Origin of the sequence: Streptomyces sp. NPDC025273 (assembly GCF_040638585.1) — a bacterium.
GTDB lineage: Bacteria > Actinomycetota > Actinomycetes > Streptomycetales > Streptomycetaceae > Streptomyces > Streptomyces cinereorectus.
This window is the reverse complement of the sequence record NZ_JBEZYP010000011.1, coordinates 207,524-221,775: the sequence shown is the minus strand read 5'-3', so window position 1 is coordinate 221,775 and position 14,252 is coordinate 207,524. Positions and strand designations below refer to the sequence as shown.

The 14,252-nt window shown below is 71.9% G+C and carries 11 protein-coding genes; 9 read left to right on the top strand and 2 right to left on the bottom strand.

Going from position 1 to position 14,252, the window contains the following annotated elements:
• Window positions 1-720, top strand: coding sequence for a class III extradiol dioxygenase subunit B-like domain-containing protein (locus AB0F38_RS20065; RefSeq protein WP_361894801.1), 720 nt, complete (start codon window positions 1-3; stop codon window positions 718-720).
• 99 nt (window positions 721-819) lie between these two features.
• Here the strand turns inward: AB0F38_RS20065 and AB0F38_RS20060 are convergent, their stop codons facing one another.
• A complete protein-coding gene (locus AB0F38_RS20060; RefSeq protein WP_361894798.1) occupies window positions 820-1,065 on the bottom strand; it encodes an antitoxin in 246 nt (81 codons plus the stop codon).
• Between the two features lie 160 nt (window positions 1,066-1,225).
• Between AB0F38_RS20060 and miaA the strand changes: the two genes are divergently transcribed.
• The 6 genes from miaA (at window position 1,226) to hflX (ending at window position 9,186) form a co-directional block, all read left to right on the top strand.
• Window positions 1,226-2,164 carry a tRNA (adenosine(37)-N6)-dimethylallyltransferase MiaA gene (miaA, locus tag AB0F38_RS20055; RefSeq protein ID WP_361894795.1) on the top strand — a complete coding sequence of 313 codons (939 nt, stop codon included), beginning with the start codon at window positions 1,226-1,228 and terminating at the stop codon, window positions 2,162-2,164.
• A gap of 108 nt (window positions 2,165-2,272) precedes the next feature.
• Window positions 2,273-2,713: a hypothetical protein gene (locus AB0F38_RS20050; RefSeq protein ID WP_361894907.1), complete on the top strand. Its 441-nt coding sequence runs from the start codon at window positions 2,273-2,275 to the stop codon at window positions 2,711-2,713.
• A 73-nt stretch (window positions 2,714-2,786) separates the two neighbouring features.
• A complete protein-coding gene (gene dapF / locus AB0F38_RS20045) occupies window positions 2,787-3,656 on the top strand; it encodes a diaminopimelate epimerase (protein WP_361894792.1) in 870 nt (289 codons plus the stop codon).
• Window positions 3,657-3,796: 140 nt separating this feature from the next.
• Window positions 3,797-5,941 (top strand): HD domain-containing protein, encoded by a 2,145-nt coding sequence (locus tag AB0F38_RS20040; RefSeq protein ID WP_361894790.1) that lies wholly within the window; start codon window positions 3,797-3,799, stop codon window positions 5,939-5,941.
• A gap of 101 nt (window positions 5,942-6,042) precedes the next feature.
• Window positions 6,043-7,533: a M1 family metallopeptidase gene (locus AB0F38_RS20035; protein WP_361894787.1), complete on the top strand. Its 1,491-nt coding sequence runs from the start codon at window positions 6,043-6,045 to the stop codon at window positions 7,531-7,533.
• A 132-nt stretch (window positions 7,534-7,665) separates the two neighbouring features.
• Window positions 7,666-9,186 (top strand): GTPase HflX, encoded by a 1,521-nt coding sequence (gene hflX / locus AB0F38_RS20030; protein WP_361894784.1) that lies wholly within the window; start codon window positions 7,666-7,668, stop codon window positions 9,184-9,186.
• Window positions 9,187-9,331: 145 nt separating this feature from the next.
• Here hflX and AB0F38_RS20025 read toward each other — a convergent pair whose 3' ends face one another.
• Window positions 9,332-10,540, bottom strand: a complete 1,209-nt coding sequence (locus AB0F38_RS20025; protein WP_361894904.1) for a hypothetical protein — start codon at window positions 10,538-10,540, stop codon at window positions 9,332-9,334.
• Window positions 10,541-10,885: 345 nt separating this feature from the next.
• Between AB0F38_RS20025 and AB0F38_RS20020 the strand changes: the two genes are divergently transcribed.
• The gene (locus AB0F38_RS20020; RefSeq protein WP_361894781.1) at window positions 10,886-12,277 is read left to right on the top strand and encodes a diaminobutyrate--2-oxoglutarate transaminase family protein; all 1,392 of its coding nucleotides are present in this window, start codon (window positions 10,886-10,888) and stop codon (window positions 12,275-12,277) included.
• 27 nt (window positions 12,278-12,304) lie between these two features.
• Window positions 12,305-14,236 carry an IucA/IucC family protein gene (locus tag AB0F38_RS20015; RefSeq protein ID WP_361894778.1) on the top strand — a complete coding sequence of 644 codons (1,932 nt, stop codon included), beginning with the start codon at window positions 12,305-12,307 and terminating at the stop codon, window positions 14,234-14,236.
• Window positions 14,237-14,252: the final 16 nt, after the last annotated feature.

Below are 14,252 nucleotides of genomic sequence, written 5' to 3'. Positions count from 1 at the left end.
ATGCTTGTCGCCGCCGCCGTCTGTCCCTGCCCGCCGCTGCTGGTTCCCGAGGTAGCCGCGGGAGCCGCACCCGAGCTCGATGCCGCGCGGAACGCGTGCGCCGACGCCCTGGGTGTACTCGCCGCCGCCCGGCCCGATCTGCTGATCGTGGCCGGGCCCGCCGAAGCGGACGACCGCGGTGTGTTCCCCGCGGGCTCGGAGGGCTCGTTCGCCGGGTTCGGCGTCGACCTCACCGTGTGCCTGGGGGAGGCACCGGCCGCTTCCCCGGCACCGGAGCGCCGGCTTCCCGCGTCCCTCGCCGTCGGCGGCTGGCTGCTGGCCCGCAACCGGTGGGCGGACGCCCCGGTCGAAGGACTCGGGGTGGGGCAGACGCTGACCGCCGACCGCTGCGCGCGGGCCGGACGGGAACTCGCGACCCGTGCGGACCGGGTCGCCCTGCTGGTGATGGGTGACGGCAGTGCCTGCCGCACGGTCAAGGCACCCGGCTACCTGGACGAGCGGGCGGTGGACTTCGACGTGGCGGCGGCGCGAGCCCTGGGCGGCGCGGACCTGGCCGCGCTGAGCGCGCTGGACGAGTCGCTCGCGTACGAACTGAAGGTGGCGGGCCGGGCGCCCTGGCAGGTGCTCGCGGGCGCCGCCCGGGGAGCCGGGCTGGGCGGACGGCTGCTGTACGAGGACGCCCCGTACGGCGTGGGTTACTTCGTGGCCGCCTGGTCGTGATCGCGTACGAGGGCCGCTGGACGTGACCCGCACGGGCGGGACACCCCTGAGGACCGCGGGGCTGATCGCTCCACGGTCCTCAGGTGCGGCTGGCCCGGGTCAGGGCGCGGGAGGTGCGGGAGGCGTACCGCCCTCGTTGCGGTGGCCCAGTCGGTCGACCGCGTCCTTGGCCTTCTGCGTGCCGGACACGATCTTGTCGCTGTACTTGCCCTTGGTCCTTTGGTCGACCGTGCGAGCGGCCCTGTCGAGGCCTTGGCCGACCTTGCCCCCGTGCTGGTGCGCGAGGTCACCGACCTTGTCCTTGGCCGGGGCCAGCTTGGCCTTCAGGTTGTCCAGGAAACTCATGGGTCACCTTCCGTGCTGGGGACTGTGCTGACATTTTACTCGCGGAGGGGCAAACGTGCGTGACTCGCCGTGTCCGGCCGCCCGCAGCGGCAACGATCGCGGCCCCGGGACGTCACCTCGCTCGTTCGGGAATCGTCCCGAAGTTTGAGACACTGTCTCAGTGAGAAGATCAGCTCCCACCCCCCGCGTCATCACCGTCGTCGGCCCCACCGCTGCCGGAAAATCCGATCTGGGTGTGTACCTGGCCCAGCAGCTCGGGGGTGAGGTGGTCAACGCCGACTCCATGCAGCTCTACCGCGGGATGGACATCGGCACGGCCAAGCTGACGCGTCCGGAGCGCGGCGGGATCCGGCACCATCTGCTGGACATCTGGGAGGTCACCGAGGTCGCCAGCGTCGCCGAGTACCAGCGCCTCGCCCGTGCGGAGATCGACCGGCTGCTGGCCCAGGGGCGCACCCCCGTCCTGGTGGGCGGCTCGGGTCTCTACGTGAAGGGCGCGATCGACGCCCTGGAATTCCCCGGTACGGATCCCGAGGTGCGCGCCAGACTCGAACAGGAGCTGACGGAGGAGGGCTCCGGGGCCCTGCACACCCGGCTCGCCGCCGCGGACCCGGAGGCCGCCCGCGCCATCCTGGCCAGCAACGGACGGCGTATCGTCCGCGCACTGGAAGTCATCGAGATCACGGGCAAGCCCTTCACCGCCAACCTTCCCGGCGACGAAGCGGTGTACGCCGCCGTCCAGATCGGAGTGGACGTCGAGCGCCCGGAACTCGACGAGCGCATCCGCGTCCGGGTGGACCGGATGTGGGAGGCCGGGCTGGTGGACGAGGTGCGCGCCCTGGAGGGCCTGGGGCTGCGAGAGGGCCGCACGGCCTCCCGGGCGCTCGGCTACCAGCAGGTCCTCGCCGCACTCGCGGGGGAGTGCACCGAGGGCGAGGCACGCGCCGAGACCGTACGCGCCACCAAGCGCTTCGCGCGCCGCCAGGACTCATGGTTCCGCCGTGACCCGCGCGTGCGGTGGCTGAGCGGCGCCGAGGAACAGCGCGCGGAACTCCCGCACCGCGCGCTGGCGTTGGTCGAACGAGCGGTTACATCCTGATCACGTGATGGCATCGGGACGCTCCACCCGTCATTCCGGTGCCCTGGAGCGTGCCATCATCGAGCATCGATCGACCAGTGGAGTCCGAGTATGGGAGGGCGCGTGGCGATGGAGGCCGGCCCTCGCGACACAGACCAGGACGCACCGGATGCGCAGCACGAGGCAGGACGTCTGAGCCCCGACGGGCCCGACGAGCTCGATGTGACCCCCGAGGTCGAGGTCGAGCTGCGCCCGGCCCGCCGCATGCGGATCTGGCAGCTCGCACCGATCGTCATGCTGGCCGCGCTCGGCTCCCTGATGTTCGCCTTCCCGCTCGCCTTCGAGTTCGGCGACGGCGGTGCCGTCGTGGCGATGCTCGGACTGCTCATCAGCGGCTGCGCCGCGGGCTGGGGCATGATGGCGGCGCGCCGCGTGGGCCACACCTGGCCGGGCCTGGCGGCCAGGGGACCGGGTGAACGGCCCGACTGGCGCGTGATCGGGCTGTACGTCGCCGTGTGCGCCGGAGTGGTCGCACTCGCCGTCTGGCGCGTGGCCCGCCTCCGCTCCTGAGCGGAAGACCCCGCCGGTCCCGGTGGACGGACCGGTTCCGCGGGCTGTCGGCGCGGCCTCGTACAGTGGGACCGTGAGCGCTTCGCAGATCCCCTTCCTCAAGGGCCACGGCACCGAGAACGACTTCGTCATCGTCCCCGACCCGGACAACGCCCTCGACCTGCCGGCCCCCGTCGTCGCTCGGCTGTGCGACCGCCGGGCGGGCATCGGCGGCGACGGTCTGCTGCACGTCGTGCGGTCCGCCGCGCACCCCGACGCCTCGGGCATGGCCGAGCAGGCCGAGTGGTTCATGGATTATCGAAATGCGGACGGTTCGGTCGCCGAGATGTGCGGCAACGGCGTGCGCGTCTTCGCCCGGTACCTGCAGCGTGCCGGACTCGTCGAGCGGGGCGATCTGGCCGTCGCCACCCGGGGCGGGGTCAAGCGGGTGCACATCGCCGAGGACGGCTGCGTCACGGTCTCCATGGGAGGGGCCGTGCTGCCCGGGAGCGGAGTCACCGTCACGGTCGACGGCCGCAGCTGGGACACCCGGAACGTGAACATGGGCAATCCGCACGCCGTCGCGTTCGTCGAGGACCTGACCCACGCCGGGGACCTGCGCTCCGTACCGTCGTTCCGCCCGGCGGCCGTCTACCCGGACGGCGTCAACATCGAGTTCGTCGTGGACCGCGGACCGCGCCATGTGGCCATGCGCGTCCACGAGCGCGGCTCCGGCGAGACCCGCTCCTGCGGTACGGGCGCCTGTGCCGTGGCCGTCGCCGCCGCCCGCAGGGACGGCGTGGACCCCGCGGAGACCGGCTCGCCCGCCACGTACACGGTGGACCTCCCCGGCGGCACGCTGGTGATCACCGAGTACCCGGACGGCGGGGTCGACATGACGGGTCCGGCGGTGATCGTCGCCGAGGGTGTGATCGATCCCGGCCTGCTCGGATCGACGCGCTAGGGTTTCGCTCGAATGGGTGATCCGTTTCACGCTGGGCGAGAGCGGGACTGCGCCACGTGGTGGGGTCGGTAGCATCAAGCACCGGCCCGGAGGCGCATCCGCATCTCCCCACCGCCGGTCGACGTTGCCGGAGGTGCCCCATGAGCGCAGAGGCCACCAATCCAGGTGCTCCCCTTCGCAAGCGCAGTCGTCCCAGGATCGATCTGCGCAGGCTCGGTCGTGTGGCCCTGCTCGGGCCGGCCTCCCGTGGCCGGCTGCCCGATGCCATCGGGCATGTCGCGGAGGCCCATCGCGCGCACTGTCCGGACGCCGATCTCACCGTTCTGCGCAGGGCCTATCTCCTTGCCGAGTCCTCCCACCGCGGCCAGATGCGCAAGAGCGGCGAGCCGTACATCACGCATCCGCTGGCGGTGACCCTGATCCTCGCCGAACTCGGCGCGGAGACCACGACCCTGACGGCCTCCCTCCTCCACGACACCGTGGAGGACACCGAAGTGACGCTCGCTCAGGTGCGCGAGGAATTCGGCGACGAGGTCTGCTATCTGGTCGACGGAGTCACCAAGCTGGAGAAGGTCGACTACGGTGCGGCCGCCGAGCCGGAGACCTTCCGCAAGATGCTCGTCGCCACGGGGAACGACGTGCGGGTCATGTCGATCAAGCTCGCCGACCGGCTGCACAACATGCGGACCCTCGGCGTCATGCGCCCCGAGAAACAGGCCAGGATCGCCAAGGTCACCCGCGACGTGCTCATCCCGCTCGCCGAACGCCTCGGCGTACAGGCACTCAAGACCGAGCTGGAGGATCTCGTCTTCGCGATCCTCCACCCCGAGGAGTACGAACACACCCGGTCCCTGATCGCCGCGTCCGAGGGCGCGCAGGACCCGCTCGCGGACATCGCCGAAAGCGTCAGAACGACCCTGCGGGAAGCCGGCGTCACGGCCGAAGTCCTCATCAGGCCGCGCCATTTCGTGTCCGTCCACCGGGTCAGGATGAAACGTGGGGAACTGCGCGGGACCGACTTCGGACGGCTGCTGGTGCTGGTCGGCGAGGACGCCGACTGCTACGCGGTCCTGGGCGAGCTGCACACCTGTTTCACTCCGGTGATCTCCGAGTTCAAGGACTTCATCGCAGCACCCAAGTTCAACCTCTACCAGTCGCTGCACACCGCCGTCGTCGGCCCGGAGGGTGCGGTCGCCGAAGTCCTCATCCGTACCCACCGGATGCACAAGGTCGCCGAGGCCGGCGTCGTCGCGCTCGGCAACCCCTACACCGCGGACGGCAGCACCGCCCCGCACCAGGCCGAGCCCGTGGACGGCGAGCGTGGCGACCCGACCAGGCCCGGCTGGCTCTCCCGGCTCCTGGACTGGCAGGAGTCCGCAACCGACCCCGACACGTTCTGGACCACCCTGCGCGCCGACCTCGCCCAGGACCGCGAGATCACGGTGTTCCGCACCGACGGCGGGACGCTCGGGCTGCCCGCGGGCGCCAGCTGCGTCGACGCCGCGTACGCGCAGTACGGCGACGAGGCCCACGGCTCCATCGGGGCCCGGGTCAACGGCCGTCTGGCCACACTCAGCACCGTGCTGAACGACGGCGACACGGTGCAGCCGCTGCTCGCCCAGGACGCTTCCTCCGGGCCCTCACCGGAGTGGCTCGACCACGTCCGTACGCCTGCCGCGAGGATCGCCATCACCGGGTGGCTCGACGCCCATCCCGACGGCGCCCAGGGGCCACACGGAAGGCCCGCGGAACCGAGACCGCAGCTCCAGCCCGCGGACGACGCGGCGAAGGGCCGGGGCAGGGAGGGCAGCCGGGCCGCGAGCGTGGCCGTCGACACGCCGGGCGTACCGGTCCGCCTCGCCGGCTGCTGCACGCCCGTTCCGCCCGACGACATCATCGGGTGCACGGTGCGCGGCGGGGGAGTCACCGTGCACCGGACGGAGTGTCCGGCGGTGGCCCGGACCAGGGCGATCGGCCGGGCGGCCGTCGGGGCCCGCTGGAACGACACGGGTGACTGGAGCGACACGGCCGACTACCGGGTCACCCTCGTCGCCGAGTCCTTCGGCCGTCCCCGGCTGCTCGCCGACCTGACCGAGGCCATCGCCACGGCGGACGCCGCCATCGTCGCCGCGACCGTCGAACCGCCCAGCGAACAGCGCGTCCGGCACACCTACACGCTGCAGCTCCCGGACGCGGCAGGGCTGCCCGGACTGATGAGGGCGATGCGCGACGTACCCGGGGTGTACGACGTGAGCCGGGCCCAGCAGCCCGCCACCACGGTCTGACGGACCGCCCCTGCCCCTCCTGCCCGTTCCCGGCGACCCCGTTCGGGTGGTGCGGCGCGCGCCACCCCCGCACGGCGAGTTCCCGCTGGTAGCCGTAGTCCATGCCGCTCACCTCCCGTCGACTGCGCGCCGCCCTGCTGGCCACCGCCTCGGCCACCCTCGTGGCCGCGACCCTGCCCGCGCCCGTACCGCTGGGCATCGGCGACCGCCTGTTCCCCCTGCTCGGCAACCCCGGGTACGACGTCCTCTCGTACGACATCTCCCTCGACTACGTGGGCCGTAACACCGAGCCGCTCGACGCCGTCACCAGGATCGAGGCGCGCACCACCGCACCCCTGGAACGGATCAACCTCGACTTCGCCCGGGGCACCGTCCGGTCCGTCGACGTCAACGGCCTGCGGTCCGAGTTCGCCACCGAGGGGGAGGACCTCGTCGTCCAGGCACCCGCCCGGCTCCCGGCGGGTGTCCCGGTACGCCTCACCGTCCGGCACACCAGCGATCCGTCCGGCGACCAGGCCAACGGCGGTTGGGTCCGGACGGCCGACGGGCTCGCCATGGCCAACCAGGCCGACGCCGCCCACCGGGTCTTCCCGGGTAACGACCACCCCGCGGACAAGGCCCATTTCACCTTCCGGGTCACCGCGCCGGAGGACCTCACGGTCGTGGCCGGCGGCCTGCCTGCCGGCAAGCACCGACACGGAGCCATGACCACCTGGACCTACCGAACCGAGCACCCGATGGCCACCGAGCTGGCCCAGGTGTCCATCGGCCGCTCCGCGGTCCTGCACCGGACCGGGCCACGCGGGCTGCCGGTACGCGACGTGGTGCCCGCGGCCGACCGCAGGAAGCTGGAGCCCTGGCTGCGCAGGACCCCCGGGCAGGTGGCCTGGATGGAGGCGCAGGTCGGGCCCTACCCGTTCGAGACTTACGGGCTGCTGGTCGCGGACGCGGAGACCGGCTTCGAGCTGGAGACCCAGACGCTCTCGCTCTTCGAACGGTCCCTGTTCACCGAGGCGGGACATCCCGAGTGGTACATCGAATCGATCATGGTCCACGAGCTCGCCCACCAGTGGTTCGGCAACAGTGTCTCGCCGGCGGTCTGGTCCGACCTGTGGCTCAGCGAGGGACACGCCACCTGGTACGAGGCCCGCTTCGCCGAGGAGCACGCGCGCAAGCCCGTGGAGCGGCGGATGCGTGAGGCCTACGCACGGTCCGACGCATGGCGAGCCGCCGGCGGTCCGCCCGCGCATCCCGACGTCCCGTCCCCGGATCACAAGATCAGCCTGTTCCGGCCGGTGGTGTACGACGGCGGCGCACTCGTCCTGTACGCGCTGCGCAAGGAGATGGGGGAGACCTCCTTCGACGACCTGGAGCGGACCTGGGTGCGCAGGTACCGCGACGGGTCGGCGAGCACCGCGGACTTCACGGGGCTGGCGTCGAGGATCGCGGGGCGGGACCTGACCGCGTTCTTCGACGGCTGGCTGTACGGGGAGAAGACGCCGCCCATGCCGGGGCACCCGGACTGGCGCAGCGCCGAGCCCCGGGGCGCGGGCTCCCCACAGGGCTCCGCGACTGCCCGCAAACCCGAGTGACGAGTCCGGCGAGGACATGCCACTATCGACGCGTCGGCACAGCGGCCGGCCGGTGCGTCCCCCTCGGGGAATCATCCGGCGGGGTCACGCGTTGTGACTGACGTATCGGACTTCTATCGACGTAAGGATCCAATGACCTCCTCTTCTTCCCTTCCCCAGGGCGCGCAGGACGCGCAGAGCGCCACGGACCCCATCTCCGAGAGCCTCACCGAGAGCCTCCGGGCCGACGCCCTGATGGAAGAGGACGTCGCCTGGAGCCACGAGATCGACGGAGAGCGGGACGGCGAGCAGCTCGACCGCTCCGAGCGGGCGGCTCTGCGCCGTGTGGCCGGTCTCTCCACGGAGCTCGAGGACGTCACCGAGGTCGAGTACCGACAGCTGCGCCTGGAGCGCGTGGTGCTGGTCGGTGTCTGGACGTCGGGGACGGTGCACGACGCGGAGATCTCGCTCGCCGAGCTGGCCGCACTGGCCGAGACGGCGGGCGCCCAGGTGCTCGACGCCGTCTTCCAGCGCCGCGACAAGCCCGACCCGGCCACGTACATCGGCTCGGGCAAGGCGCTGGAGCTGCGCGACATCGTTCTCGAGTCGGGCGCCGACACCGTCGTCTGCGACGGTGAGCTCAGCCCCGGCCAGCTGATCCACCTGGAAGACGTCGTCAAGGTCAAGGTGGTCGACAGGACCGCCCTGATCCTCGACATCTTCGCCCAGCACGCCAAGTCCCGTGAGGGCAAGGCGCAGGTGTCGCTGGCACAGATGCAGTACATGCTGCCCCGCCTGCGCGGCTGGGGTCAGTCGCTCTCCCGGCAGATGGGCGGCGGCGGATCCAGCGGTGGCGGCGGTATGGCCACCCGTGGCCCCGGTGAGACCAAGATCGAGACGGACCGGCGCCGGATCCGCGAGAAGATGGCGAAGATGCGCCGGGAGATCGCGGAGATGAAGACGGGCCGCGAGATCAAGCGCCAGGAGCGCAGGCGCAACAAGGTGCCCTCGGTCGCCATCGCCGGATACACCAACGCGGGCAAGTCCTCCCTGCTCAACCGGCTCACCGGTGCGGGCGTCCTGGTGGAGAACGCGCTGTTCGCCACCCTGGACCCGACCGTGCGCCGGGCCGAGACGCCGAGCGGCCGGATCTACACCCTGGCCGACACCGTCGGGTTCGTGCGCCACCTTCCGCACCACCTGGTCGAGGCGTTCCGCTCCACCATGGAGGAGGTCGGCGAGTCCGATCTCATCCTGCACGTGGTGGACGGCTCCCATCCGGTGCCCGAGGAGCAGCTCGCCGCCGTCCGTGAGGTGATCCGCGAGGTCGGGGCGGTCGACGTGCCCGAGGTCGTCGTGATCAACAAGGCGGACGCGGCGGACCCGCTGGTCCTCCAGCGGCTGCTGCGCAACGAGAGGCACGCGATCGCCGTGTCGGCACGCACCGGTGCGGGCATCGACGAGCTGCTCGCGCTCATCGACGCCGAGCTGCCGAGGCCGTCCGTCGAGATCGAGGCCCTCGTGCCCTACATCCAGGGCGGACTCGTCTCCCGGGTGCACGCGGAGGGTGAGGTGATCTCCGAGGAGCACACGGCGGAGGGCACCCTGCTCAAGGCTCGGGTGCACGAGGAGCTCGGTGCGGAGCTGTCCAGCTTCGTTCCCGTGGCTCCCTGATCCACCACCGCGCCGCCCGGGCAGCGCTCAGCCGGCAGGCCCGGCCCCCTCACGCAGGCAGGGGGCCGGGCCTGCCGGCTGTGGTGCGTGTGGCCGGCCGGGTCCCCGGCCGGCGACTGCCGCACCGAGGACCCCGGATCCGGGCCTACCGTCCCGCGTACTTCTTGCTGACCGAGTCGTAGATGCCCTTGGCCTCCTCGCCGAGACGGGGGCCGGCCAGCCAGCCCGCCGTCACCGGGCCGATCGAGGTGTTCGAGACCAGGGCCGGCTCACCGTCCTGGCCCTTCGCCACCCAGCCACCGCCGGAGGAACCACCGGTCATCGTGCACCCGATGCGGTACATCGTCGGCTCGTTCCGGAAGACCGAGAGCCGGCCGGGCTTGTCCGTGCACCGGAGCGCCTTCTGGCCGTCGAACGGCGGAGCCGCCGGATAGCCGGTCGCCGTCATGCTGTCCATCTCCGGGACGGCCGGGGCGTTGAAGTCGACAGGGAGCGCCGAACCGACGGTCTCCTCCAGGGACTTGCCCGTGGAGCCCTTCTCCGGGGTGACCTGCAGGACCGCGAAGTCGTACGGGGCACCCTGGCCGCCGGTCGCGGCACCCTGGGCGATCCACTGCTCGGACGTCTGCGCCCACTGGCCCCACCACACGCCGTACGGAGCGACCTTCTCCTTGGGTGCGTTCTGCAGTTCCGCCACCGACAGGCCGGTGTTGTTGTACGACGGGACGAAGGCGATGTTGCGGTACCAGCCGCCCTTCTTGCCCGCGTGCACGCAATGCCCCGCCGTCCACACCATGTTGGACTTCCCGGGGTTGGCCGGGTCCTTCACCACGGTCGCGGAACAGACCATGGATCCCTCGGGGCCGTCGAAGAACAGCTTGCCGGACTCCGGGGCGTTGTCGTGGTACGGCGTCGGCAGACCGGCGGCCTCGACCGGGGCGGGGGCCGGATCCGTCACACCGTCGTCGCCCGAGATGTCGTTGTCGACGGGGTTCTCCGGGGCCTTGTCGGCATCCCGCATCCGGTCCGGGTCCCAGAGGTCCTCGATGATCGGGTTGACGTAGTCCTTGGCCTCACGCAGCCACGTGTCCTTGTCCCAGTTCTTCCACTCGCCGTTCCTCCACTGGTCGAGGTCGATCCCGTGCTCCTTGAGCCGGTCCTTCAGATCGTCCGGGATCGTGACCTTGCCGTCGGAGGCCTGGCTGCCGGCATCGCTCGACGAGCCCGCCCCGTTCTCCTCCGGCCCGCAGGCGGTGACGGTGAGCGTCAGGACAGCGGCGAGGGCGGCTGCGGCGAACACGGGGGAGGGGCGGCGAGGGCTCCTCCCACGGCGTGCGGTGTCGATCGGGCGCATGGGTCGCATCTGGTGATCCCCCTGGGACTTCGTCACTGACTTCGGTACTGCACTGCGGTGCCCGGTGCGCTCGGCACTGCCTGGCGGCACTGCGGCACACACCCAGGGCGACGGGGGCAGCCCCGTGCCGAGTGCGGCCCCCACTATGCCGGTGCCGATGGGGACGGTACGAGGCAGGTCCACGGTTCCGTCTGCGCAAGGATCTTCCGATTTACCCGTGATCCCTCGCGTTCCGCGTCGTTGGTACGTACGGGGGACACCCGGACAGCGTTCACGCGAACAGTCCGTACCTGGGGCGACGTACCGCCGTGCAAGGCAACTGTGACAGCAGGAGGACCCACAGCCGTGGCCGTGACCGAACCAGCTCCGGTGACACTTCCCCCTGCGCACGAGGGGATCCTGCGGCGTCAGGCACTGCGTGAATCAGCGGCCCGTACCTACGCGCGATCCCTGCCGATCGTGCCGGTGCGGGCGAGGGGCATGACGATCGAGGGTGCGGACGGGCGCCGCTATCTCGACTGTCTGTCCGGGGCGGGCACCCTGGCCCTCGGCCACAACCACCCCGTGGTGCTCGAAGCCATCAGGAACGTCATCGACTCCGGCGCGCCGCTGCACGTCCTCGATCTCGCCACACCCGTCAAGGACGCGTTCACGACCGAGCTGTTCGCCACCCTGCCCGGGGATCTCGCCGACAACGGGCGGATCCAGTTCTGCGGACCGGCGGGGACGGACGCCGTGGAGGCGGCGTTCAAGCTGGTGCGTGCCGCGACCGGCCGCGGCGAGCTCCTCACCTTCACCGGCGCGTACCACGGGATGACCGCCGGAGCGCTGGCCGCGTCCGGCGGCGCCCCGGACGTGCGCGTGACCCGGCTGCCCTTCCCGCAGAACTACCGCTGTCCCTTCGGGACCGGCGGCGAGCGGGGCGAGGACATCGCCGCGCGCTGGACCGAGTACCTCCTGGACGACCCCAAGGGCGGGGTGCCCTCCCCTGCGGGCATGATCCTGGAGCCCGTCCAGGGCGAGGGCGGGGTGAATCCCGCCCCGGACGGCTGGCTGCGCCGGATGCGGGAGATCACCCGGACCCGCTCCATCCCGCTGATCGCGGACGAGGTGCAGACCGGCGTCGGCCGGACCGGCACGTTCTGGGCCGTCGAGCACAGCGGAGTCGTACCCGACGTGATGGTCCTCTCCAAGGCCATCGGCGGTTCGCTGCCGCTCGCCGTGATCGTCTACCGCGCCGAACTCGACACCTGGCAGCCGGGCGCCCACGCGGGTACCTTCCGGGGCAACCAGCTCGCCATGGCGGCCGGTGCCGCCACCCTCTCGTACGTACGGGAGAACCGGCTCGCCGAGCGCGCGGCGACGCTCGGCGCGCGCATGCTCGCCCGCCTGCAGGCCCTGAGCGCCGACCACCCGAGCATGGGCGACGTACGGGGCCGCGGCCTGATGATCGGCATCGAGCTCGTCGACCCCGAGTCCGCCCCGCTCACCGTCACCGAGGAGAGCGGCTCCGCCCCGCCGCCCGACCCCGTACTCGCCGCCGCGGTCCAGCAGGAATGCCTGCACCGCGGCCTCATCGTCGAACTCGGCGGCCGCCACAGCGCCGTGGTCCGACTGCTCCCCCCTCTCACGCTCACCGACGAACAGGCGACAGCGGTCGTCGACCGCCTCGCCGACGCGCTGCGAGCGGCAGAGCGCTCCCCGCACCGTCGGGCCGCTGCCGGGCCGACCCGCTGACCCGGACCCCTCACAAGGAAGACCGCCGTGAACCCCACCCCTGCGCCCGAGGCCGACGGCCCTCTCACCAGCCAGCAGCGAGGACAGGACCTGCCGGACGGCCTCCTGGCCGTCGAGTCGAAGACCGTGCCGCGCCAGAAGGCAGGCCCCCGCGGAACCCTGCGCGACACGGCGGGGACCTCCGCCCCCACCCGTGCGCTCCCGGCTGCCGGGCCCGACGGACCGCGGCCTCCCGGCCCCGTGGACCCGCTCGACCACCCCGAACCCGTCCGGGCCGCGGACGCGGCGGGCACCGAGAACCTGCTGCGCTGCTGGACCCGGGAGAACGACCTGCCCCGGCCGCAGGGAAGCACCCTGCGCATCCCGCTCCCCGCCAGCGGCACGGCTCTCCTCGTGCCGGTCGGCCACTGGTCCGCCACGGGATGGCACCGCTTCGGCGCCCCCGTCCTGGAGACCGCACCGGTCGGCGCACCGGCCGTCGACGCCGTCACCGTGGCCGCGCTCCTCGGACGCGAGAGCGACCGGAACGCCGGCACGGACCTCGTGGCCAGGGTCGCCGACTCGGTACGCCGTACCGGGGGCTTCATCGCGGAGCGCAGGCGCATCCCCGACGCGTCCCCGGAGGCCGACCTGTTCCTCACCGCCGAACAGTCCCTCGTCCTCGGCCACCCCCTGCACCCCACGCCCAAGAGCCGCGAAGGCCTCTCCGAATCCGAAACGCTCCTCTACTCGCCCGAACTGCGCGGTTCCTTCCCGCTCCACTGGATGGCCGTCGACCGGTCCGTACTGGCCACCGAGTCGTCCTGGACACAGGCAGGCCGCCCGGTCTCCGCGGAGGAGCTCCTCGCACCCCACGCCGACGGGCTGCATCTCCCCGACGGCACCGCGGCCCTCCCGCTCCACCCCTGGCAGGCCGCCGATCTGGTGCGCCGCCCGGAGGTCGCCGCGCTCCGCGAGAAGGGCCTCCTGCACGACCTCGGTCCCCACGGGGGACGCTGGTACCCCACCTCCTCCGTCCGCACCGTGCACCGGCCGGGGGCCGAGGTCATGCTGAAGCTCTCCCTGGGCGTCCGCATCACCAACTCCCGCCGGGAGAACCTGCGCAAGGAACTCCACCGCGGCGTCGAAGTCCACCGGCTGCTGAGCACCGGACTGGCCGGTCAGTGGCAGGCGGCGCACCCGGGCTTCGACATCGTCCGGGACCCCGCCTGGCTCGCCGTCGACGCTCCGGACGGCAGCCCCGTCCCCGGCCTCGACGTCATGCTCCGGCACAATCCGTTCGGCCCGGCCGACGACGCCGTGTGCATCGCCGGACTCACCGCCCCGCGTCCCTGGCCGGGACGTGCCGGTGCGCACTCCCGGCTCGCGCAGACCGTCTCGGACCTCGCCGCACGCACGGGCCGGACGACCGGAGCCGTCTGTGCCGAGTGGTTCCTGCGCTACCTCGACCGTGTGGTCCTGCCCGTCCTCTGGCTCGACGCCCGCGCGGGCGTCGCCCTGGAAGCCCACCAGCAGAACACGCTCGTGCTCCTCGACCTGGACGGCTGGCCCGTCGGCGGCAGGTACCGCGACAACCAGGGCTACTACTTTCGCGAGTCCCACCGTGCCGCACTGGAGCGCCGGCTTCCCGGCATCGGCGCCGTCAGCGACACCTTCGTCTCCGACGCGGTCACCGACGAACGTCTCGCCTACTACCTCGGCATCAACAACGTCTTCGGGCTCATCGGAGCCTTCGGCGCCCAGCGACTGGCCGACGAGAGGCTGCTCCTCGCCGCCTTCCGGCAGTTCCTCGAACGGAACGTCACGCTGGGCTCCCCGCTGCCTGCGTACCTGCTCGGAACCACGCAGCTGCGCTGCAAGGCGAATCTGCTGACCCGGCTGCACGGCCTGGACGAGCTCGTCGGGCCGGTCGACACCCAGTCCGTATACGTCACCATCGCCAACCCCCTCCACAGCTGAGAGACACGACCGACCG

Coding starts and splice junctions, on each gene's coding strand:
- AB0F38_RS20060 (WP_361894798.1), bottom strand. CDS start 1,065: ATGAGTTTCCTGGACAACCTGAAGGCCAAGCTGGCCCCGGCCAAGGAC.
- AB0F38_RS20040 (WP_361894790.1), top strand. CDS start 3,797: ATGAGCGCAGAGGCCACCAATCCAGGTGCTCCCCTTCGCAAGCGCAGT.
- AB0F38_RS20065 (WP_361894801.1), top strand. CDS start 1: ATGCTTGTCGCCGCCGCCGTCTGTCCCTGCCCGCCGCTGCTGGTTCCC.
- AB0F38_RS20035 (WP_361894787.1), top strand. CDS start 6,043: ATGCCGCTCACCTCCCGTCGACTGCGCGCCGCCCTGCTGGCCACCGCC.
- AB0F38_RS20025 (WP_361894904.1), bottom strand. CDS start 10,540: ATGCGCCCGATCGACACCGCACGCCGTGGGAGGAGCCCTCGCCGCCCC.
- AB0F38_RS20050 (WP_361894907.1), top strand. CDS start 2,273: ATGGAGGCCGGCCCTCGCGACACAGACCAGGACGCACCGGATGCGCAG.
- hflX (WP_361894784.1), top strand. CDS start 7,666: ATGACCTCCTCTTCTTCCCTTCCCCAGGGCGCGCAGGACGCGCAGAGC.